Genomic DNA, 21,425 nt, shown 5'->3' on the forward strand with positions numbered 1-21,425 from the left:
CGGCCCGGCACGGGGCTGAAGTTAGTTGTAGCCGAGCTCGTCGAGTGCCCAGTTCAGCCCTGCCCCAGCGATGTTCTCGGCGTGCGCCGACGCGTATGCTCCCACGGCGTTGTTGAAGCGGTGGGCCGAATCGCCGACCTCAGCCGGGCTGGCATCACCTGCGGCGAGGGCGACGGCGGCGGACACGGCGAATGTCTGGGTGTCACCGGCGATGGCGGCCGCGTCCTGCTGGGCGGCGTGGACGGCGGTGTCGAACTGCTGCTTCGGAGTGGGCGGCGTCAACTGCTCCTCAGTCAGCGTCGGGTTGTTCTCCCGCAGGTACTGTTCGATCTCAGTCTTTTCTTCCATTGCGGGCACGAAATCCGCACGTGCACCCGCTGCTGCTGCCGGCGTGAATTTCTCGTTGACGTGACCGTCGGGGATGTCGTAGCCCACCTCGAGCGCCCGGTCTGCGCGCTGAGCAGTGCCTAGTGGGCCGATGCCCATGGATGTCATGCCGACGATTTGGCCGTTTGACGGGTCGAAATTCACACCGCCGGAATCTCCCGGTGCGTAGTCGAGCCCCCAGCTCCACACGGTGTCGGCGTTGTACGCCAGCTGGACGCCGCACTTGCGCGCGCCGATCGCGCCATCCTTGCAGAGGGGCTGGCCGAAGTTGTCCAGACGGAACTCACCGGGAGCCAGAGTGGGGAAATCACGCACCCCGGTCAGGGGGATTGGGGAGCTCGGCTGCCCGCCGAAACGATCGCGGGAGGCCGCAGCACCGTCAACGGGGATTCCGGGATCCAGCACCACTATGCCCCAGTCGGTGGAGTTGCGGGCTTTGCGGGCAGCCGTCGATAAGCCGTCGTATCCGCTGGGAACGTTGACGGTGCGGACAATGCCGACGGAGCCCACGCGCTGGTAACCGCCGCGGATCGGCGCGTAGACATCCTGGCCCATGAGGATGCCTTGATCCGTCGTGCCGGCCAGGCAGTGACCCGCAGTGAGCATGACGCGCTGCGTTCCGCCATTTTCCAGCGCGACATCGCCGACCGGCCCCTGCGAGCACACCCGTGTGAATGCCTCCGGGTGCGTGTGCACGCCCGTCATCTCGTACGTGCCCGGCTGATCGGGCCCGAACGGCCGCTCCGGGTCGTACGGGCGGACACGCATCGGTGCCCCCGGGGCCGCGATAGCGTGCGAATTCGTCTTTGTACCGGGCAGCGGGCCCGGCGCCGCTTGGGAGGTTGGAATGGCGCTCAGTGCGAGGCCGAGAAGGACAGTTGAAGAGACAATTCGACGCGCAATCACACTAGCGAATGTAGAACACTTCGGGCCCTCCCGCGGCGGGCGGCACCTGTGAATCTTGTTGTTCCAGTTGAGCCCCTCAGCCATGGTGATTCGCGGCAGAACTCGAACGAAAATGGCATGCTGGGGACCATGAGCAACGGAAAGCTAATCCTTGTCCGTCACGGACAGAGCCAGTGGAACGAATCGAACCAATTCACCGGCTGGGTCGACGTCGACCTGACCGAAAAAGGCGAAGCCGAAGCTGTCAACGCAGGCAGACTGATGAAGGAGAAGGGCATCCTCCCCGACATCGTGTTCACCTCCCTGCTGCGCCGCGCAATCCGCACCGCGAACATCGCCCTCAATGAGGCGGACCGGCACTGGATCCCCGTTAAGCGCAATTGGCGCCTCAACGAGCGCCACTACGGCAAGCTGCAGGGTCTGAACAAGGCGGAGATCCGCGAGGAGTTCGGTGAAGAACAGTTCATGGAGTGGCGCCGTTCTTACGACACTCCGCCACCGGAGATTGACACGGATAACGAGTACGCGCAGACGGATGACCCGCGCTACCACTTCCTCCCCGAGGTGCCGCGCACCGAATGCCTGAAGGATGTCGTGGAACGCTTCACCCCGTACTACATCGACTCCATTCTGCCGGAGGTGCTCGCCGGCAAGAACGTGATGCTCGCAGCGCACGGCAACTCCCTGCGCGCATTGGTGAAATACCTGGACAACATCTCCGACGAGGACATCGCCGGGCTGAACATCCCGACGGGCATGCCGCTTGTCTACGAATTCGACGCCGACGGCAACGTGACCAACCCGGGCGGCACCTACCTCGACCCGGAGGCAGCCGCGGAAGGCGCCGCCGCAGTGGCAAACCAGGGGAATAAGTAGAACTTTCCGTGAACACCGCAATCGCCTTCCTTGCGGGGGTGCTGGCGGCCGCCCTCGTCGTGGCCGGAACCGTGTGGTTCCGCGAACGGCGGGGGCGAAACCGTGCGCAGACGAAAGTGGACGACACCAAGGTCCGCACTGTCAGCCAGATCCTGCACTTGGTCATCCAGGGGTCGCCGACGGGGATCACCGTTGTCGGCCGTAAGGGTGAAGTGATTCTGTCGAATTCGGCAGCGCACCACATGTCCATCGTGCACGACCGCACCTTGAACCCCGAGGTGTGGAGTGTGGGCAAGGAAGTCTTTGAAGATAAAGAAGACCGTGTTCTGGACATGAACCTCAAGCACCGTTCCACCGGTAGCCGTGTCAACAACGTCAGCGCGGTGGTGCAACCTCTGACCTTGTCGGAGACCGACTACATCATCGTGTACTCCACGGATGAATCCGAGAATGTCCGCATGGAATCCGCGCGGCGCGATTTTGTGGCCAATGTCTCCCACGAGCTGAAGACGCCCGTCGGAGGCATGTCTTTGCTGGCAGAAGCGTTGCTTGAGGACCCCGACGATCCGGAACTGGTTACCTATTTCGGCGAGAAGCTACTGGGCGAGGCACGTCGAATGGGCTCGATGATCGCCGATTTGATCAATCTGTCCAAGCTCCAGGGAGCCGAGGCCCTGCCGGAGATGGCGCCGGTGCGGGTGGATGACATTATCGACGAGGCGGTGGAGCGCAACCAGCTCTCGGCCGAAGGCCACGATATTGAACTGACGCGAGGCGAACGCTACGACACTTACGTCATGGGTGACAAGACCATGCTGGTCACCGCGCTGGCTAACTTGATCTCGAACGCGATCAACTACTCGCCGAAGGGCCAGCCCGTGAGTGTGACCCAGAAGGTCGTGCGGGATTCGGTGGTGCTGATCCGCGTGACCGACCGCGGTATCGGTATTGCTCCGGACGACCAGAAGCGCGTCTTTGAGCGCTTCTTCCGGGTGGATAAGGCTCGCTCGCGTCAGACAGGGGGCACAGGCTTGGGCTTGGCCATCGTTAAGCACGTGGTGGCAAATCATGGCGGTACTATCAAATTATGGTCGCGGCTCGGAACCGGGTCGACGTTCACGATCGAATTGCCGGTCTTCGCTCCGGAAAAGCTCGCATCTGCGGTTGTTCCCACGGAGATCGCTGATCTGGACACCCCCATGGACGGGGACGAATCCGAGACGCAGCCAGGGAAGGTACTGCCGGTGGTCCGTGCGGCGGCGCGCCGGAAGGACAGAGAAGGCTAGAGAAGGTTAAGGACACGTACATGACAACGACCATCCTGATCGTCGAAGATGAGGAATCGCTGGCAGATCCGCTCGCTTACCTCCTGGAGAAGGAGGGCTTTAAAGCTCTCGTCGCCGCTGACGGCCAAACCGCACTCACTGATTTTGCTGCGAACAATGTCGACCTTGTCCTGCTGGACCTCATGCTCCCCGGGATGTCGGGCACCGACGTGTGCAAGAAGCTCCGTGCCACATCCGATGTGCCGATCATCATGGTCACGGCCCGCGACTCCGAGATTGACAAGGTCGTGGGGTTGGAGCTCGGTGCAGACGATTATGTGACCAAGCCTTATTCCACCCGTGAGCTCATCGCGCGCATTCGTGCGGTGCTGCGCCGGCGCTCTGACGTGGTGGAGCCGGAAACCGAGGTCCCCTCGGACAATATTCTCGAGGGCGGCCGCGTCCGCCTCGACGTGGAGCGCCACACAGTGTTCGTGGACGACAACCCGGTGCCAATGCCCTTGAAGGAGTTCGACCTGCTCGAGTACCTGATGCGCAACTCTGGGCGGGTTCTCACTCGTGGCCAGCTCATTGACCGGATCTGGGGATCGGACTACGTGGGGGACACCAAGACCCTCGACGTGCACGTGAAGCGTTTGCGCACCAAGATTGAAAAGGAACCGTCCCGCCCGGAGCAGCTCATCACCGTCCGCGGGCTGGGTTACAAGTTCGAGGCGTGACGCTGCGCTAGCGGCGTCACGGATTCGCGGCGCGGGTTGCCGGATGGACGGATTTAGCGTCTGCCGGTAGGGCGGCACGTGCCGCGCAGTGCTTTGCGACGATCGCGTACGGCTTCTCACCGATCAACTGAGTCAACTCTTCCCGCATTGACTGCCACACCGGCGTTGCGTTGCCGGAATGGCACGTGGGGTCGTTGGTGCACCACCAGTCGAAGTCCTCTCCGCCGTCTCCCCACTGCCGACGGTCGTATTCGCCGATGGTGGTGCGCAGGATCTCTTGGCCGTCGCTACGCTCCTGCCATTCGTCTTCGCGCGAGAACGGCACCTGCCAGCACACCTCGGGCTTTGAGCCGATGATGTTGCGGCCCTCCGCCATCGCCCACTGATGCAACGCGCACCCGGGGCCGGTGGGATGTCCGTGGCGGTTGGCGAAGATGCATGCGCCATCCACCACCAGTGTTTTCAGCGACGGTTCTTCCTCGTCGTCGTCCCATTCGAGCCACGGTTCGAGCTCCACTGGGTCAGCGGCGGCGATGTAGCTGTCCGCGTCGTCGGGGCGTAGCTGCCAATATTTCGCCGGCATTTCCGCCACGGCGTTGTACAGGTCGTCGCGGTCGTGCTCGTCCGAAAGGTACGCGCCGTGAATGCAGCATCCGACCACCGGCAGGTCCTCGGAAATGCCGCGGCATTGAGGGGTGCCGAAGCGGCACGACCATGTGGACTCGAGCCACGTCAGGTCGATGCTGAAATAGTGGTGCGGATCATCGGGGTGGGTGAATTCGAACCATTCCCGGGGAAAATCCGGCGGTAATTCGTGTCCGGCGCGGATTGATTTTCCGGCGGGGGAGTTCTTTGGAAATCCCAGAAATACAGGTTGGTTCACACTGGACCACGGTAGACGGTCTAGTGTTGACTCTGTGCGACTAGGTGTATTGGACGTGGGCAGCAATACTGTCCACCTCGTGGCAGTAGATGCCCGTAGTGGTGGGCGTCCGACCCCCATGAGCGACTGGAAGCAACCGTTGCGGCTCGTGGAGATGCTGGACAAGAACGGCGCAATCGACGACAAAGGTGTCAAGAAGCTGACGGAGGCGGTGCAGGAGGCGGCTGACCTGGCCGACAACCTCAAGTGCGAGGAGTTCCTCGCCTTCGCTACTTCCGCCGTGCGCTCGGCCGCGAATTCGGACGACGTGCTCGACCATGTGGAGAAGAAGACGGGAGTTCGGCTCCGCGTGCTCTCCGGCAAGGATGAGGCCCGGCTGACTTTCTTGGCTGCGCGCCGTTGGTATGGGTGGTCCGCGGGCCGGATCACCAACCTGGACATCGGCGGCGGTTCTTTGGAGATGTCCACCGGCACCGATGAGGTCCCCGATGTGGCGGTTTCCCTGGACCTTGGCGCCGGTCGACTGACCCACGAGTGGTTTGACACGGACCCGCCGGAGAAGAAGATGGTCAACACCCTGCGCGATTACATCGACGCGGAACTTGCCACGGTCGCGGATGATTTCCTCGATCAGGGTGAGGCAGGTTTAGCTGTGGGCACCTCGAAGACGTTCCGCACGTTGGCGCGTTTGACCGGCTCCGCCCCATCCTCGGCAGGCCCGTACGTGAAGCGGACACTCACTGCTCCCGGTCTGCGGCAGCTGATCGCCTTCATCACTCGTATGACGGCGTCGGACCGTGCGGAACTCGAGGGTGTCAGCTCCGACCGCTCCCACCAGATTGTGGCGGGGGCCCTCGTTGCCGAAGCAACGATGCGCGCCCTTAATCTTGATAAGTTAGAAATCTGTCCGTGGGCGTTGCGCGAGGGCGTAATTCTCCGCCAGATCGATAAAGGTCAGAACTAAGGAGACGACGAGATGGCCGATAAGCAACTGACCGTTGCGGAATTGATGGCCCGGGCTCAGCAAGAAAACCCGGATGCCCAGCCACGGCGCCGTCGTCGCCGCAGCCTCGATGAAGGCGGTGTGTCCGTCGCCGAGCTAACTGGTTCCCTCAAGGCCGTCGACGCTCGTCCTGCCGAGGTCAAGCACTCCTCTGTTCCGATCGACGCCGAGCCTGCGAAGACCACAAAGACTGTGAAGCCTGCTGAGCCGTCGCAGCAGGAGAAAACCGAGAAGCAAGAGAAGCCGGAGCAGTCGGACAAGCCGAAACAGCAGGTGAAGCCGAAGACGGCTACGAACGGTACGGCCAAGGTGGAGTCGCCCGCCCCCGCTCAGACGGAAAAGACAGCGGCACCGGCTCAAAAGTCCACCAAGATCGAGCGGACGCCTCAGCCCGTAAAGCCCGCGCCGAAACCGGCCGCAGAGCCAACGCCTAAGCCGGCCACAACGTCGGTGCCGAAGCCGGAACCTGTGAAGGCGCAGTCGCAGCCGACCCCCGCGCGACCGGAACCCCGTCCCCAGGATGAAACGCTGACCCGCGGCAGCTTCAAAGCCGTTGCGCCGCAGCCGTCGAAGACAGAGCAGACTGGTCCGATTAGCCGCGTGGTCTCATTGGAAGACCGTCCCGCTACGGACTCAAAGGCTCCGGGCGGAAAGGGTGTCGGCGAGGGATCAGACGTCGATAAGCCTGCTTTGCGTGAGTCCGATGCTGATACCGCGACAACGCAGGAGAGCCCGGTTGTGCGTGACGAGCATCTTCCGGAGCAGCCCGTTTACCGCGCCGAGGATGCGGACCAAGTCGAGGTTGATAACAGTGTCAATCCGATCATGCTGGTGCTGCTCGTTTTCGCGGGCCTCGTCGTCGGTGTTCTGATGTTCCTCGGTTTCCAGTACCTGTGGGCATCGCTGAACCCGTTCCTCGCCGGTGTGCTGGCGCTCGCCGTGACAGGCGGTGTGGTGATGCTCGTGCGTGCGATGAAGACGGGGCGTGACGCGTTGACCATGACTCTCGCTGCTCTCGCCGGTGCCGCGATGACGTTCGGGCCGGCGCTCGTCACTACGGTCTAACCGCTGCGCTACGGTGGCCTGCTGCGGGGCTGCTGTGGCACTCTTAGGTGCATGAGCACCTCAATCGCAGTCATTGGAGCCGGAAATATCGGGGAAGCCCTGATTTCCGGCCTTGTTTCTTCCGGAGTGAACCCGGAAACCATCACGGCGACGAACCGCACGGAATCCCGCCGAGAGGAGCTCGCGCAACGTTACGGCGTGATCACCACGGACGACAATATCGAAGCGGTGACCGATGCAGAGGTCTGCTTTCTCTGTGTCAAGCCGTACGCCGTGGCAGACATGATCGAGGAATTGTCGGAGGCGATTGCGTCCAACGACACGTCGACGGTTCTCGTGTCCATGGCTGCGGGCGTGACACTCGACGCGATGTCGGACGCCGTCCACAGTGCGGGGACGCCGCTCGCGCGCGTCATGCCGAACACCCCGATGCAGGTGGGCAAGGGCGTGTGCGTGGTTTCCTTTGGCCGGTTTGTGGAGGAGGACCAGCAGGAGCTGGTCACGGATCTACTGGGAGCGACAGGCAAGGTCGTCGTCGTGCCAGAGTCGCTTATCGACGCCGCCTCTGCCATCTCCGGTTCCGGGCCCGCCTACTTCTTCCTCGTGGCGGAGGCGCTCGTCGATTCCGCTGTCAACCTCGGCTTGCCCCGCGACACCGCTACCGACTTGGCGTCTGCCACTGCAGAAGGCGCGGGTGCGATGCTCGCGCACTCGGGCAAGACACCGGTGGATCTGCGGGCGGGCGTGAGCTCCCCGGCGGGCACGACAGTGAAAGCGATCCGGGAGCTCGAGGAATCCGGCGTGCGCGGGGCGTTCTACCGTGCTACCGAGGCTGCCGCCGCCCGCGCAGCCGAAATGGGTAAATAAGCGGGAAGTCTGTGGATGCTGGTTGTTTCAGGTTTCCACTGCTCTGTTTGAGCTGGCAGTGGAATCAGCGACACCAGTGAGCCGAGAAAGAACTGTGAACAAAGTTAAAGTTTTCCGGCTTTTGAGTCGCATGTGACATCGGTTTCACGCTAGGCTGTTCAAGGCACGTGCGTGTACGTCCTGTGGGAGGGGAAGCCTACAGCGCGCCACAGTGCTGGAGGTTGATTTAACAGATGGCAAATGAAGATAAAGGCAAGTTCCTGACCGTCGCTGAAGTCGCGGAGATCATGCGTGTCTCCAAGATGACGGTCTACCGTCTCGTCCACTCCGGCGAACTGCCGGCAGTGCGCGTTGGACGTTCGTTCCGCGTGAATGAGACGGCTGTCAACGAGTACCTGGATTCCTCCGTTTACGACGTGGGATAATTCTGGGGCTACCCGCCGCCCGGCGACAGTTAGGCGGTATTGGGGTGGTCCGCGCCGACATCCTGAAGAAATCGACACGCCCCCGCGGCCTAGGTTTGTGAACCTGCAGGTCGCGGGCGCACTCGGGTTCGCTCCCGGGCACGTGCCGTTGATTTTCTCAAGGCATCTGGCGCGGGCCGCCTTTTTTCGTGTTTTCAGGCACTGCCCGCCGGGGCCGGTTTTTGGTTTCGCCCAGCCAGGCCGGTAGAATTTTCCGAGTATTCGTGCCGCGCACTGGGCTGCCCGCCCAGTCCTGTTCCGGGAGTGCACCCCGGACGCGCCGCCGGAAAGGCGGCGGATGCGGTAGGGAACTGTACGTACGACAGACGAAAAGTGAGGAAACCTGATGGGTTCTGTGATCAAGAAGCGCCGCAAGCGCATGTCCAAGAAGAAGCACCGCAAGATGCTGCGCCGCACCCGCGTTCAGCGCCGCAAGCTCGGTAAGTAGAGCGCCGAGAACTCGGTGCAGTCGCACACCAGCGGCTGTCTCATCCAGCACCCCTTCTGCTACCGGCCCGCTAAAGGGCCGCAGGTGTAGAAGGGGTGCTGTCGTTATTGGGGGCCGGTTTGGGGCAGCCTGCGTCATGTCGCATGGGGCAGTCACAGAGGTAGAATGGACCTATCAGCCACTGATAGTGAGCTGACACCTGATATTCGCACCCAGCCCCCGATCGCCGCTCATCGCGGTTGTTTCCTGCGCCTGCGGTCATGCGGGGGACAAGTAGAGAAGGGATTCTTCGTGTCCACTCCGAACGAATCGGCCAACGCCATCTTCGAACCTGCCACACTGGGCCCGGTCGAGCTCCGCAACCGCTTCATCAAGGCCGCGACCTCCGAGGGACGTTCCCCGAACGGCCGCGTCACTGACGAGCTCATTGCGTACCACGAGGGCTTCGCTCGAGGTGGTGTCGGTATGACCACTTTGGCGTACTGCGCCACCTCCCCGAAGGGCTTCTCCGCCCCGGGTCAGATCCTCATGGAGAAGGAGTCTTTGCCGGGCCTGAAGGACTTCACCGCCACGATGCACGAGCATGGCGCGAAGGCATCGGCGCAGCTGGGCCACGCTGGTCCGGTGGCTACCCGCCAGCAGATCGGTGAGACCCCGTGGGCACCCAGTAAGTTCATCAACCCCACCAGCTTCAACTACTGCCGCCGCATTTCCAAGGACGAGATCAAGACCGCGATCCGCGAATTCGCCGACGCGGCAGAGCTCGCCGCCGAGGCTGGCTTCGACGCTCTCGAGCTGCACTTTGGCCACCTGTACCTGCCGTCGTCGTTCCTTTCCAACTGGATCAACAAGCGCGACGACGAGTACGGCGGCAACATTGAGAACCGCTCCCGCTTCGTCCGTGAGATCTCCCAGGCTGTGAAGGAACGCGTTGGCGATGATGTTGCCATCATCGCCAAGATGTCCATGACCGACGGCATTCCGGGCTCGATCGTCCTGCCGGATTCGCTGCAGACGGCGCAGATGCTTGACGCCGACGGCAACGTCGACGCAATCCTGCTCACCCAGGGCTCCTCCGTGGTCCGCCAGATGTGGCTGTTCCGCGGTGAGCCGCCGTTGGCTGGTTTCGCCGAGCACATGCCGTTCCCGTTCAACGTGGGTGTGCGCATGTTCGGCAAGCCGATGCTGGGCGACTTCGAGTACCACGATATGTACATGTACGAAGATGCCCGCCAGTTCCTGGACAAGGTCAAGAACACCAAGCTGGTCCTCCTCGGCGGCCTGACCCAGCGCGAGCACTTTGAGAAGGGCTACAACGAGGGCTTCGAGTTCTTCGAGATCGGCCGTGCCTTGCTGCGTGAGCCCGACATGATCCAGAAGATTCAGGAGAAGCCGGGATACCGCACGCTGTGCGACCACAACAACTACTGCATGCCGTCCGTCTTTGGTAAGACGCACTGCATCTACTCCCCGGACTATGCAATGAAGGCCGAGGACCGCGAGATTCGCCCGGCGGAGACCGCCGGTGCGTCCGAGCGAATCGAGGGCTAGCCGGCTTAGCGCCGCTTGCGGCGCCGGCGGGCCACGAGCACGCCGGCAGCTCCGGCCGCCATCCCGGCCGGGAGCAGCCAGCTCAACAGCAAGCGGCGCACAGGGCGGTAATCGCGGATGAGCCAGCCGTGCTCTTCCGCATGCTTACGCAGCTTGCGGTCAGGGTTGATCGCCACCGGCGTACCCACCATGGACAGCATGGGAATGTCGTTCGCGGAATCTGAATATGCGGTGCACTGAGCGAGGTCCAAGCCCTGGATTGCCGCCAAAGCCGCGACAGCGTGAGCTTTGCCCGGCCCGTGCAGAATGTCGCCGACCAGGCGCCCGGTGAACTTTCCGTCGGCCTCCTCGGCGACAGTGCCCAGCGCGCCCGTGAATCCCATCCGAGTGGCCAGGAATTGGCCTACCTGCACCGGCGTGGCAGAGACCAACCAGACCTGTTCGCCGGCGGCGACGTGCATCGCGGCGAGCTCCCGGGTGCCGGCGTAGGTGCGGTCGATGAGACGGTCGTCGACAATATCGCTGCAGATCTCCTTGAGCGACTCGACTTCCTGCCCCTTGACAAAGTTCAGTGCCATCTCGCGCCCCGACCCGATCGCATCCGGCAGCTCGGAGCCGAACACCCGGTACTGGATCTGCGCCACGAAGTAGGGGAAAATCTCGCTGAGGCTCAAGAATTTGCGTCGGAACAGCTCAATACCGAGCAGGATGAGCGAGGACCCCTGAATCAGTGTGTTGTCCACATCGAAGAAGGCCGCGGCGCCCGGATGCTGGGGAATGTCCGGATCCGGCTGAGTCAGGCGCATTCCGCCGGCGGTGGCGGCGGCGCCGGACACAGAATCGACACCCGTGGTGAATTGCTCGATGCCAATGCCGAAGGTCTCCTCGATTGCGGCCTCGGCGGCGGCTTCACCGGCAGCGCGCTGATGGTCGTCGTCGATAGGCGGAAGTGCAGTCTCCTCAATGAAGCGGCGCAGGTTGCCCCGTGAAATCGACCACTGTGCGAGGTAATCGCGGCCGGGGAGGGAACCGTTGTCGGGGCTCACGGCGGGGTGGTCTCCTTCGATCGTGGGTGGGCGGGTTCAGTGGCGGGTAGCCTAAGTAAACATCGTAAGCCTTCGCGGGCGCGTATCGACGAGAAGGAGCCCTCTTTAGATGACCCACACTGTTCAGGTGATGGTTCGGCAAACGTGCGGATCGTGCGCGAGGGTGGTGGAGCAGATTACCCCCGTGGTGGCTGCTGCCGCTGCGGTGCTTGAAACCGTCGACGTGGATGAGAGCGATGAACTCGCGCTCGAGTACGGGGACCGGGTGCCTGTGATTGTCATTGACGGCGAGGAATTCGCCTGCTGGGAAGTGGATAATGATGAGCTAGCCGCGGAGCTGGGGATCAGCCGCGGGTGACCCTTCCCGGGCGGGTATTTTCGGCAACACTGAGACCCGGGGGTAGTCTTTGGGTTGACTTGTGGCGCTGCGACCGCGCCAGGAGCCGAGTGAGATGGTCTGGAGGAAGATTTCGTGAGCGTTCTTGTGGTGGGTATGTCCCACCGGTCGGCGCCTGTGGCGCTGCTGGAGCGGTTGAGCATGGACGAGGCTGTGCAGACCGAATCCGCTTCCGCGCTCATTGAGCAGCCCAGCCTGTCGGAGGCGATGATCATCTCCACATGCAACCGGCTTGAGGTATACGCCGTCACCAACGCCTTCCACACCGGCGTGAATGATGTTCTCCGGGTGCTCGAGCGGTTCTCCGGCGTCGATGTCGCCGAGCTGCGCGGGTACCTCTACGTTCGCTATGCCGATGCCGCCGCCGAGCATCTCATGCGTGTCGCATCCGGCCTGGATTCGATGGTGGTGGGGGAGCAACAAATCATCGGCCAGGTGCGCGCTGCGTACCAGGACGCTGCGGACCGCGGCACTGTCGGCCCGGCCCTTCACGCATTGGCTCAGTCGGCGCTGCATACAGGCAAGCGCATCCACTCGGAGACCGCCATTGATGACACTGGCGCGTCCATGGTCACTTTCGCCCTCGATGAAGCGATGAAAGAGATGGGCTTGGACCCGTCCGATTCCCTGGCTGGCCGCACAGCGCTGGTCCTCGGTGCCGGCGCAATGTCGTCGCTGGCGGCCACCAATTTGGGTAAACGCGGGGTGGACAAGCTGATCATCGCCAACCGCACCCGCTCACGCGCTGAGAGGCTTGCTGAGCACGCCCGCGAAGCGGGGGTCACCGCCGAGGTGGTGGACTTCTCGGCGCGTGCCGGAGCGTTGTCCCGGGTGGACATGGCCGTTTCCGCTACTGCTAGTGACGGCTTCACGTTGACTTCCGAGGATATTTCGGGCCCGGCGACGCTGGTGGACCTGTCCCTGCCCCGCGATATCGACGATGCCGTGGGGGAGCTCGAGGGAGTCTCCCTGATCAACATCGAGGCGCTGCACGCGAAGCTCGGCGACGAAGAAGTCAACCCCGGTTCCGCTGCGGAAGGCACCTTGGCACGACGCCGCGCTGAAGAGATCGTCGCGGAAGAAATTGCGGAATTCAGCAGTGAGCAGCGTGTGCGCGATGTCGCACCGATTGTCACCCAACTGCGACTCAACGCGGCAGAAACGGCGAAAACAGAGTTGGAGAAGCTGCGGTCGCGGCTGCCGGAATTGGACGAGGCTGCTTTCAACGAAGTGTCCAAGACTGTCAAGCGGGTGGTGGACAAACTCCTGCACCAGCCGACAGTGAAGATCAAGGAGCTGGCGGCCGCACCTGGCGAGGTCAGCTACGAGATCGCCATTGAGGAACTCTTCGGTCTGACCGGGGGCAAAGACACGACCACCGGGTTGGCTGGGGGAGGAACCGGCATCAAATCCGCCAGCGGGTACGAGAAGAACTCGCTCTCTGGCTTCTGTGAGAAAGGAAACGAGTAGTGACGAACGCGACCGCACCTGGCACCGAGGGGACAGAGACCACGATGCGTGCGCTGCGCGTGGCCACTCGTGGATCGAAACTCGCGCGCACTCAGGCGGGTCACATGCGTGACGCACTGATCAACGCCGGATACGCCTCGGAGCTCACCATCGTCACTACCGCGGGCGACCTAAGTCAAGCTCCCGTGGAGCGTATCGGCGTGGGCGTGTTCACCACTGCGATCCGTCAGGCAATTTTCGACGGAGAAGCAGATGTGGCAGTTCATTCCTTCAAGGACTTGCCCACAGCCGAAGAGCCGCGCACGCACCTGGTCATTCCAGTGCGGGAGGACCGCCGTGAAGCACTCATCGCCCGCGACGGCATGAGCCTTGCAGACCTGCCTGAAGGAGCGCGTGTGGGCACTTCCGCACCGCGGCGCATTTCCCAACTCAAGACCATGCGCCCTGACCTGGATATTCAGCCGCTGCGCGGGAACATCGATTCCCGCATGGGCAGGGTCACCAGCGGCGAACTAGACGCAGTCGTGCTCGCCTACGCGGGGCTGACTCGCGTGGGACTGGGAGACCAGGCCACGCAGGTCTTCGATCCCAACGAATTCATGCCGGCTCCCGCGCAGGGCGCCCTGGCAGTGGAATGCAGGGCGGATGATGAGTACGCGCGGGAAGCCGTCGATAAGCTGGTCAGCCCCGATGACACGTTGTGTGCGATGGCCGAACGTACGGTGCTCGCTGGACTGGAGGCCGGATGCACGGCGCCGGTCGCGTCGACCGCCACGATCGACGGGGAGGCCATCACTTTGCGCGGCGGCGTGTTCGCCCTCGACGGGTCCGCTCAGCTAGTGGAGGAAGCAACGGGTACGGATCCGGTGGAGCTCGGACGAGACATCGCGCGCAAGCTTTTCAACGGCGGCGCGGCCCGCTTCCTCTAAGACCCCGTTTCCAGCGGTAATTTCTGGAATTCGGCGCTCTAAATTAAGGTGTAGATACCATATGCCGTCGGCGCCGCTTCCCATCTGGTCCCCCTAGCGTGTTTTTGGGGCCGTCAGCAGGCGCGATGCGCACCTTTGTAAGTAATTTTTGTCGCGATCTGGCTAGAAAAGATTTGAGTCAATGACGAGTGCCGCCATGCCGCTGCCCGCGGATGAAAACGCGTCTTCCGCAACCCCCACCCCGAAGGGGCGGGTCGTTTTCGTCGGCGCGGGTCCGGGCAACCCGGATTTGCTCACCATCCGTGCCCGCGAAGTCCTCGAACGCAATTCGGTCGCTGTGGTCGATCCTGACGTTTCCGCCGGTGTGCGCGATGTTGTCGGCGCCGACTTGCCCGTGCCGGAAGAGAAACTGAAGGCCGCGGAAGAGGCGTACGAGGAGATGTGTGCCAAGGCCAAGGAGGCCGGTGCGCGCCGGAAGCCGCCGAAGCCTGCTGATCCTACTGCTGCGGAATTGTCTGAAGCAGCCCCGCAAGGCGAGAGCATTGTGGCGCCGCTTGAAACCGCTCTGGATAAAGCGGCAACAGCCATCGAGCGCGGAGACGCGGGCGACGGCGACGTGATCCGTCTCGTTGCGGGCAACCCGCTCACCCGCAATGCGATCATGGAGGAAATCTCTGCGGTGGCAGCCGCCGGGCTGGAATTTCAGGTGGTGCCGGGAATGTCGCTGCCGTCGACGGTTCCGTCCTTCGCCGGCATCGGTCTGGGCTCCACCTATACCGAGGCTGACTTGGGTAATGAGCCCGTTGACTGGGATGGGCTCGCTGCTGCGCCGCAGCCGCTGGTGCTGCAGGGTGAAGCACGCCACTTGCCGGTGATCGCCGAAGAGCTGACCGCCCGCGGGTACAGCGCTTCAACCCCGCTGACGGTCACGGTCAATGGCACGACACGGTTGCAGCGGACGTTCGACGCGACGCTGGGGACCGTCGGCAAGCTGGACGCTGATTTGGACGGCACCCTTATCGTCACAATCGGCACCGCCGTAGATGACCGTTCGAAGTACTCCTGGTGGGAGAACCGCCCCCTGTACGGGTGGCGCGTCCTCGTGCCGCGCGCGAAGGAGCAGGCTGGCCCGATGAACGCCCGCCTCACCTCCTACGGCGCGATCCCGCAGTCGGTGCCCACGATCTCTATGGAGGCACCGCGTAATCCCGCGCAAATGGACCGCGCGATCAAGGGCATCGTTGAAGGGCGTTATCAGTGGATCGTGTTCACCTCGGTCAATGGTGTCAACGCGGTGTGGGACAAGTTCGAGGAACTCGGGCTGGACGCGCGCTCGTTCGCCGGCGTGCACCTCGCTGCTGTGGGCACCAAGACCGCCGAAGCGATCCGCGCCCGCGGCATGTTCCCCGAGCTGCTGCCGCACCGCACCAAGCAGAACGCACAGGGGCTCGTCGATGTCTTCCCGGAATACGTCGAGGAGATCGATCCGGTGGGCCGCGTGCTTCTGCCGCGCGCTGACATCGGCACCGACGTGCTCGTTGACGGACTCGTTGAGCGCGGCTGGGAAGTAGACGATGTTGTGGCTTACCGCACCGTGCGTGCCGCTCCACCTGCTCCTGAGGTGCGCGACATGATCAAGACCGGCGGCTTCGACGCAGTCTGTTTCACGTCCGCCTCGACGGTGAAGAACCTTGTGGGCATTGCTGGCAAACCGCACTCCCGCACCATCATCGCGTGCATCGGCCCGATGGCTGCCGCCGAAGCGAAGGAGCAGGGCCTGCGCGTGGATGTCGTGCCAGAGGTCGCCGACGTTCCTTCCCTTGTCGACGCACTGGCGGACCATGTTGCGGGGTTGCGCGCCTCTGGTCAGCTGCCGCCGCCGCGCAAGAAGCGCCGCGCCCGCCGCTCCTAATCGGTTGACGGGGCGAGGGGGGATGGTCCCGGGGCAGATGCGGGACTGCCGTGCTCGGGCTTTCCCGTTCGGGGCTTTCGTGCCCGGCAGTATTTTCCACTGGACCACGAAGTTCCTATCATGGGGACCGTGTCTGAAACAGCTCTGAACCCTCTGAATTCTGGGCCGGTGCGCCGACCCCGCCGGCTGCGCCGCTCTCCCGTAATGCGGGCGATGGTCGCAGAGACCCGGCTGCACCCGACCGACTTCATCCTGCCGCTGTTCGTCGCCGACGATCTCGGCGAAAACGGTGAGAAGCGCGAAATCCCCTCGATGCCGGGTGTGTACCAGCACAGCATGGACTCCCTGGTAGAAATCTGCCGTGAGGCCGTTGAGCTCGGCGTGCCGTGTGTGGACCTCTTCGGCGTTCCGCGCGACGCGGACAAGGATGCCCAAGGGTCCCAGGCGTGGGCGGAGGACGGGATTCTCAACCGCGGCGTGGCCCGCTTGCGCGAGGAGTTCGGGGACAATCTGCTCATCATGGCGGACACCTGCCTCGACGAGTTCACCGATCACGGCCATTGCGGGGTGCTCACCACGGACGCCCACGGAAACGATGTGGTGGACAATGACGCGACGCTGCCCTTGTACGCGAAGATGGCGGTTTCCCAGGCGGAAGCTGGCGCGCACATTGTCAGCCCCTCGGGCATGATGGACGGTCAGATCGAGGTCATCCGCGCAGCTCTCGACGATGCCAGCTTCCAGGATGTGGCGATCATGGCTTATTCCGCCAAGTACGCCTCAGCGTTCTTTGGGCCGTTCCGTGACGCGGTGGGCTCCTCGCTCACCGGTGACCGTCGCACCTACCAGCAGGATCCGGCTAATGTTCGCGAATCCCTGCTCGAGGTCGAGCTGGATGTGGCGGAGGGCGCCGATTTCGTGATGGTCAAGCCTGCTATGCCGTATCTGGATGTGCTAGCCAAGATCGCGGAGACGTCCCCGGTTCCGGTGGCGGCCTACCAGGTGTCCGGCGAGTACGCGATGATTCAGGCTTCTGGCGCCAATGGCTGGACCGACCGCGACGCGACGATGATGGAATCCCTCATGTCCATCAAGCGCGCCGGTGCCGACCAGATCTTCACGTATTTCGCGCTCGACGCCGCCCGCATTCTGCGCGGGGAAAATGGGGGAGCGGAGAAGCGATGACCGTTCCAAATCCGTCGATGATGCCGGGGAATGCGGTGGAACAGGGGGACCAGGGGGCGTCGACAAGCGGAAAGCGCGGTGCCCAGGACCCGAATAAGCCGCCGGAGACCGTGCGCTACCTGCTCTTCGCATGGGCGGTCATGCTCGGCGGCGAGCTGGTGCACCAGCTGTTCAGCCTGTCCATGGCGTTTCTGAATCCGTCGGTGTTGACCGAATCCGCACGGGAGGCGAATAAGTCTGTCGGTGGTGAGGCCGTTCCGGACGATCAAATCAAGCTGATCGTCTACGCGGCCATCGCGTTGATGGGACTGTTCATGCTCGCGTTCGTTCTGCTGCTGGCCATTTCGCTGAACGCGATCGCGCGGCGCAAGAGCTGGTCGAATAATGCGGCGATGCTGTTGTCGGTGTTCTCCGCGTTCTTCATTCTGCGCATGATCACGGTTTTTCTCGTCGTCGGGGCGAACACCGAGGGCATTCCAACTGCGGTGGTGGCCCTTGACGGAGTCATCCAGATCATCGCGGGCGTGGCGGCGATCTGCGGGCTGATTTTTGCCTCCCAGGAGGAAGCGAAGATATGGACCGCCAAGCAGGATGCCAAAGGCGGGCCGGGCAACCATAATGATTCCAGTCCTGTTGCTTAGCAACGCAATATCTCGGGGCATGCCCGCAGGCGTGTCCCTGTCTTGATTGGGAGTCCCACAGCACCATGGCCGGAATGTTTCCCACGATGACCAGTCACCCGGACGACGCGAACCGCCGTTACTCCGGCACAGTCGGTGACGAGTGGCCGCGCAATTTGCAGGTCGCTTTCTACTTGATCTGCGCCGCGGCTGTGATCATGCTGCTCACGGCTATGCTCCTGCTCAGCCAGGGTGCCCCAGAGGGTGTGGATGAAGCAGTGCGCGGTTATTTCATGACCAATATGCGGGTGGCCGCTATCGGCAATATCGTTCTGGCGGTGCTGCTGGTGTCTGCAGCGGCATTTTTTCGGCAAGGCAGCAAGAAGGCCCGCCGGTGGGCGGCGGGGTTCACCGGTTTGGCGCTGTTCCTCAACCTGGCCGCCTTTTGGACGCATGTGATGACGGCGTGGTCCGCGATGGGCATCGTCATCCTGCTGGCGTTCGCCATGCTCTTCGCATTCCGCCAGGATTCAAATGCCTTCGTGGATAAGATGAGCCCGCGATTTTAATTTCAGTCGGGCAAACCAGAACGTACAGCGCCGGGAAGGGGTGAAAACAGTGGCACAGCGAGCGGACGACCAAGACGCGCGAGGTATTCAGGGGGATGCAGAAGGCTTCGACCGGGCCGAAACTCCAGATGACGTGGAGGAATCTGACCTCACGGACGGCGCGGTAACGCCCGCGGACCCGGAGGAAGCTGCAGGCACGGTCGAGGTGTCTGACGCGGCGGCGCCCGGAGACACGGCGGAAACAGGTGAACTCGGACGCTCCATCGAGGATGCGCACGAGGCAGCGCGCAAGGCGGGTTTCGGCATCGGTGGCGAGCCGGATGACACTGACCATTCTGGTTGGGCTGCTGTCGGAGACTTGGACCGCCCCCATGTGTCGTACTCGTTCCTGCTCGAGGATCTGCCCCCGGCGCCCGACGTGGATAAGGTCGAGGCTTCGGTGAAAGCGCGGACAGGTGTGCAGTGCCGCATTGTGTATCCCACAGCCACGGCGTGGGTGACGGCACCGGACGACATGAGCCCGGCAGTGATCGAGGAGGCGTTTGCCGAGCATGGCGTTACCGCCACAATGTCGGAGACGTCTTTGCTGCGCTACGCAGCGCGCAAACAGACGGCCGAGCACCACGCCCGTCGCAAGCCTGTCAAGGATATGCCCAGCCGCATGCGGCGCCGCCGCCGTCTGGCCGCACGCTCGTTGGATCAAAGACGGCGGGCGGGGTACGGGCAACCCCGTCAACAAGAGAAACACGACGATGTCCTGTACACCGCCCGCGATCTGGTCACTCCGGCCCGCATGTGGTTGGCGTTGGTGCTCACCATTCCCGTTCTTGTGCTCGCTTATTACGAGCCGGCGCAGTTCGACGGCTGGCAGTGGGTTTCCCTCGCCTTGGCCACACCGGTGGTCACGTGGTGCGCGTTCCCGTTCCACCGGGCGATGCTCGGTGGTGTGAGGCGCGGTATTGCGGCGCTTGATGGAGCCAGCTCGGTCGCGGTGGTCATCGCTTACGTCTGGTCGGCCGCGGTCATCGCGTTCGCGCCGACAGGGCACCGCGGCTGGCACTCGGGCTTCTCCTGGTTCGCCACAACACAGGGCACTGCGGACGGTCCGGAGCTCTTTCTCGATGTCGCGTGCGGCATCACGGCGCTCCTGCTGATCGGTAGACGGTACTCCATCCGCGCGCGCACTTTGCTTATCGACGAACTCTCAGACGCCACCCTCGACCCTGAAACCAAGTTCACCCGGATTAGCAAAAAGCGTGGCGGAGCCGACTGCGCCGAGGAAATGATTCCCGTCTCGGAGATCAACCGCGGCGACGACATCGTCGTGCGACAGGGCGAGGTCATTCCCGTGGACGGCAAGATCATGGGCGGGCGCGCGATGCTCCGTCCGGGGCTGATTGATGTCCACGAGCCGATGGATGTCAAGGTAGGTTCCGTCGTCTACGCCGGCACTGTCATCCGCGAAGGCGAGATCAAGGTTCGCGCTCAGCGCACCGGTCACGCCACCCGTTGGCACGCGGTGCGACACTGGTTGAGCGACGTGGAGCGCCGGCAGCGGCATGCCTCGGTGCAGTACGCCCGCGGGGCAGCACTGCTGCTTCCTGTGGCGATGACGGTGGCTTTCTTCAGCTTCATCTTGTGGGGTCTGATCGCCCGCGACTACAACGCGGCGTTGCGCACCGCTCTGGCTGTGCTGTCGGGTGTCGCTCCTCCTGCACTGGCGTTGTCGCCGGCACTGGCGCTGCGGCTCGGTGTGGAGTCCGCCGCGCGGCATGGCATGCTTCTCCGCGAAGGCGAGACACTGCGCCAACTGGATCAGGTGGACACGGTGGTGTTCAACCGTGTGGGCACACTTGCTGAACCGAAAATGTTCGTCGAATCTGTCACCGCCCTGAATGGCGAGAGCGAGGAAATGGTGCTCCGCATGGCGGGCGCACTGTCCATGGAGACGACGGACCCCGCTTCCCGAGCTCTCGTGCAGGGGGCGCGCGAAGCCCGATCGCAGTCGGACAACGACCCGGAGCTGCCGCTGCGCTACGAACTGGTGAGCATGGAAGAGGAGCCGAGCGGGGACGTGACGGGCCGTCTGGCGCTCACCTACGTCGACGATGACGGCCACGAATCAGTTACCCAGGTGGATGCCCGCTTGTGGCGCCCGGTGAACCTGTCCAACCTCCACGGTGCTCTGGCCGTTGCGGCTACGTCCGGCGGCACGCCTATTGTGGTGGCCTGGAAGGGCAAGGACCGGGGCGTGATCACCTTGTTCGACCCGTACAAGGACGACGCGGACCAGGCTGTCATGGCGTTGGAGTCCCGTGGGTTGGAAACGGTCATGCTCACCCGCGACACCTACCCGGTGGCCCGTCGTTTCGCGGACTACCTGGGGATCTCTACGGTGCTCGCCGGTATCACCAACGACCGTAAACCGGGGGCGATCCGCAATTTGCGCGCCGGAGGTGCCCAAGTCGCCCTCGTCGGCGACAACACTGTCACGAACGCTCTGCGGGCTGCGAATGTGAGCATCATGTACTCCACCGCCGACGATATCGAGACCGGGCAGCAGCGACGGCGCCGGCTTTCAGCCGTGCTGCTGCGCAGCGATGTCATGGCCGTCCCCCAGCTGATTGTCCATGCGCAACGCGTGAGTGCCCTAATCGACCGTAACCAGTTTTTGGCGTGGAGCTACAACATCGGGGTGCTCGTCGGCGCGGCAGCCGGTGCCATCCCGCCGATTGCTGCGACGGTGCTCATGCTGGGGGCCTCACTGCTGATTGAGGTTCTGTCGATGCGCGCCCGCCGCTTCCCGCGGATCAACCGGTTGTGACACTGTGTGCCCCCATGG

20 protein-coding genes are annotated in these 21,425 nt (G+C 63.2%); 17 read left to right on the forward strand and 3 right to left on the reverse strand.

Features of this window, described 5'->3' with window-relative positions:
• Positions 1 to 21 precede the first annotated feature (21 nt).
• Positions 22 to 1,293 carry a chymotrypsin family serine protease gene (locus tag CZ338_RS04295; protein WP_143341252.1) on the reverse strand — a complete coding sequence of 424 codons (1,272 nt, stop codon included), beginning with the start codon at positions 1,291 to 1,293 and terminating at the stop codon, positions 22 to 24.
• 129 nt (positions 1,294 to 1,422) lie between these two features.
• On the opposite strand from CZ338_RS04295, the gene CZ338_RS04300 reads away from it, so the two are divergent.
• Genes CZ338_RS04300 through CZ338_RS04310 form a run of 3 tightly spaced genes read left to right on the forward strand, consistent with a single transcriptional unit; the run spans position 1,423 to position 4,174 of the window.
• Complete coding sequence (locus CZ338_RS04300) at positions 1,423 to 2,169, forward strand: phosphoglyceromutase (RefSeq protein WP_087117289.1); 747 nt, start codon at positions 1,423 to 1,425, stop codon at positions 2,167 to 2,169.
• 8 nt (positions 2,170 to 2,177) lie between these two features.
• Positions 2,178 to 3,455 (forward strand): sensor histidine kinase, encoded by a 1,278-nt coding sequence (locus tag CZ338_RS04305; protein WP_087117058.1) that lies wholly within the window; start codon positions 2,178 to 2,180, stop codon positions 3,453 to 3,455.
• A gap of 20 nt (positions 3,456 to 3,475) precedes the next feature.
• Positions 3,476 to 4,174, forward strand: a complete 699-nt coding sequence (locus CZ338_RS04310; protein WP_087117059.1) for a response regulator — start codon at positions 3,476 to 3,478, stop codon at positions 4,172 to 4,174.
• A 16-nt stretch (positions 4,175 to 4,190) separates the two neighbouring features.
• Here CZ338_RS04310 and CZ338_RS04315 read toward each other — a convergent pair whose 3' ends face one another.
• Positions 4,191 to 5,057 carry a hypothetical protein gene (locus CZ338_RS04315; RefSeq protein WP_087117060.1) on the reverse strand — a complete coding sequence of 289 codons (867 nt, stop codon included), beginning with the start codon at positions 5,055 to 5,057 and terminating at the stop codon, positions 4,191 to 4,193.
• Between the two features lie 34 nt (positions 5,058 to 5,091).
• Here CZ338_RS04315 and CZ338_RS04320 point away from each other — a divergent pair, with 34 nt between their 5' ends.
• From CZ338_RS04320 to CZ338_RS04345, 6 genes are all read left to right on the forward strand, one after another.
• Entirely contained in the window at positions 5,092 to 6,021 is a 930-nt protein-coding gene (locus CZ338_RS04320) for a Ppx/GppA phosphatase family protein (RefSeq protein WP_087117061.1), read from the forward strand.
• A 12-nt stretch (positions 6,022 to 6,033) separates the two neighbouring features.
• The gene (locus tag CZ338_RS04325; RefSeq protein ID WP_087117062.1) at positions 6,034 to 7,125 is read left to right on the forward strand and encodes a hypothetical protein; all 1,092 of its coding nucleotides are present in this window, start codon (positions 6,034 to 6,036) and stop codon (positions 7,123 to 7,125) included.
• 51 nt (positions 7,126 to 7,176) lie between these two features.
• On the forward strand, positions 7,177 to 7,992 hold the full coding sequence (gene proC / locus CZ338_RS04330; protein WP_087117063.1) for a pyrroline-5-carboxylate reductase: 816 nt from the start codon (positions 7,177 to 7,179) through the stop codon (positions 7,990 to 7,992).
• Between the two features lie 233 nt (positions 7,993 to 8,225).
• Positions 8,226 to 8,417 (forward strand): helix-turn-helix domain-containing protein, encoded by a 192-nt coding sequence (locus CZ338_RS04335; protein ID WP_087117064.1) that lies wholly within the window; start codon positions 8,226 to 8,228, stop codon positions 8,415 to 8,417.
• Between the two features lie 385 nt (positions 8,418 to 8,802).
• Complete coding sequence (locus tag CZ338_RS04340) at positions 8,803 to 8,904, forward strand: 30S ribosomal protein bS22 (protein WP_003855542.1); 102 nt, start codon at positions 8,803 to 8,805, stop codon at positions 8,902 to 8,904.
• Between the two features lie 291 nt (positions 8,905 to 9,195).
• On the forward strand, positions 9,196 to 10,455 hold the full coding sequence (locus CZ338_RS04345; protein WP_235839436.1) for an NADH:flavin oxidoreductase: 1,260 nt from the start codon (positions 9,196 to 9,198) through the stop codon (positions 10,453 to 10,455).
• Positions 10,456 to 10,460: 5 nt separating this feature from the next.
• Here CZ338_RS04345 and CZ338_RS04350 read toward each other — a convergent pair whose 3' ends face one another.
• Complete coding sequence (locus tag CZ338_RS04350; protein ID WP_087117066.1) at positions 10,461 to 11,501, reverse strand: HAD family hydrolase; 1,041 nt, start codon at positions 11,499 to 11,501, stop codon at positions 10,461 to 10,463.
• 109 nt (positions 11,502 to 11,610) lie between these two features.
• Between CZ338_RS04350 and CZ338_RS04355 the strand changes: the two genes are divergently transcribed.
• The 8 genes from CZ338_RS04355 to CZ338_RS04390 all read left to right on the forward strand — a co-directional run bounded on the left by CZ338_RS04355 (position 11,611) and on the right by CZ338_RS04390 (position 21,407).
• Positions 11,611 to 11,859 carry a glutaredoxin family protein gene (locus tag CZ338_RS04355; protein WP_087117067.1) on the forward strand — a complete coding sequence of 83 codons (249 nt, stop codon included), beginning with the start codon at positions 11,611 to 11,613 and terminating at the stop codon, positions 11,857 to 11,859.
• Positions 11,860 to 11,973: 114 nt separating this feature from the next.
• On the forward strand, positions 11,974 to 13,368 hold the full coding sequence (locus CZ338_RS04360) for a glutamyl-tRNA reductase (RefSeq protein WP_087117068.1): 1,395 nt from the start codon (positions 11,974 to 11,976) through the stop codon (positions 13,366 to 13,368).
• Positions 13,369 to 13,412: 44 nt separating this feature from the next.
• Positions 13,413 to 14,297, forward strand: coding sequence for a hydroxymethylbilane synthase (gene hemC, locus CZ338_RS04365; protein WP_087117290.1), 885 nt, complete (start codon positions 13,413 to 13,415; stop codon positions 14,295 to 14,297).
• A 196-nt stretch (positions 14,298 to 14,493) separates the two neighbouring features.
• Positions 14,494 to 16,209, forward strand: coding sequence for a bifunctional uroporphyrinogen-III C-methyltransferase/uroporphyrinogen-III synthase (locus CZ338_RS04370; protein ID WP_087117069.1), 1,716 nt, complete (start codon positions 14,494 to 14,496; stop codon positions 16,207 to 16,209).
• 120 nt (positions 16,210 to 16,329) lie between these two features.
• Entirely contained in the window at positions 16,330 to 17,394 is a 1,065-nt protein-coding gene (hemB, locus tag CZ338_RS04375; protein ID WP_087117070.1) for a porphobilinogen synthase, read from the forward strand.
• Positions 17,391 to 18,035 carry a hypothetical protein gene (locus CZ338_RS04380; protein WP_087117071.1) on the forward strand — a complete coding sequence of 215 codons (645 nt, stop codon included), beginning with the start codon at positions 17,391 to 17,393 and terminating at the stop codon, positions 18,033 to 18,035. The genes hemB and CZ338_RS04380 overlap by 4 nt, the downstream gene beginning before the upstream one ends.
• A gap of 65 nt (positions 18,036 to 18,100) precedes the next feature.
• Positions 18,101 to 18,583, forward strand: coding sequence for a hypothetical protein (locus CZ338_RS04385; protein ID WP_087117072.1), 483 nt, complete (start codon positions 18,101 to 18,103; stop codon positions 18,581 to 18,583).
• 49 nt (positions 18,584 to 18,632) lie between these two features.
• A complete protein-coding gene (locus CZ338_RS04390; RefSeq protein ID WP_235839438.1) occupies positions 18,633 to 21,407 on the forward strand; it encodes a heavy metal translocating P-type ATPase in 2,775 nt (924 codons plus the stop codon).
• Positions 21,408 to 21,425: the final 18 nt, after the last annotated feature.

It is taken from the genome of Corynebacterium urinipleomorphum (assembly GCF_900155535.1).
Taxonomy (GTDB): domain Bacteria; phylum Actinomycetota; class Actinomycetes; order Mycobacteriales; family Mycobacteriaceae; genus Corynebacterium; species Corynebacterium urinipleomorphum.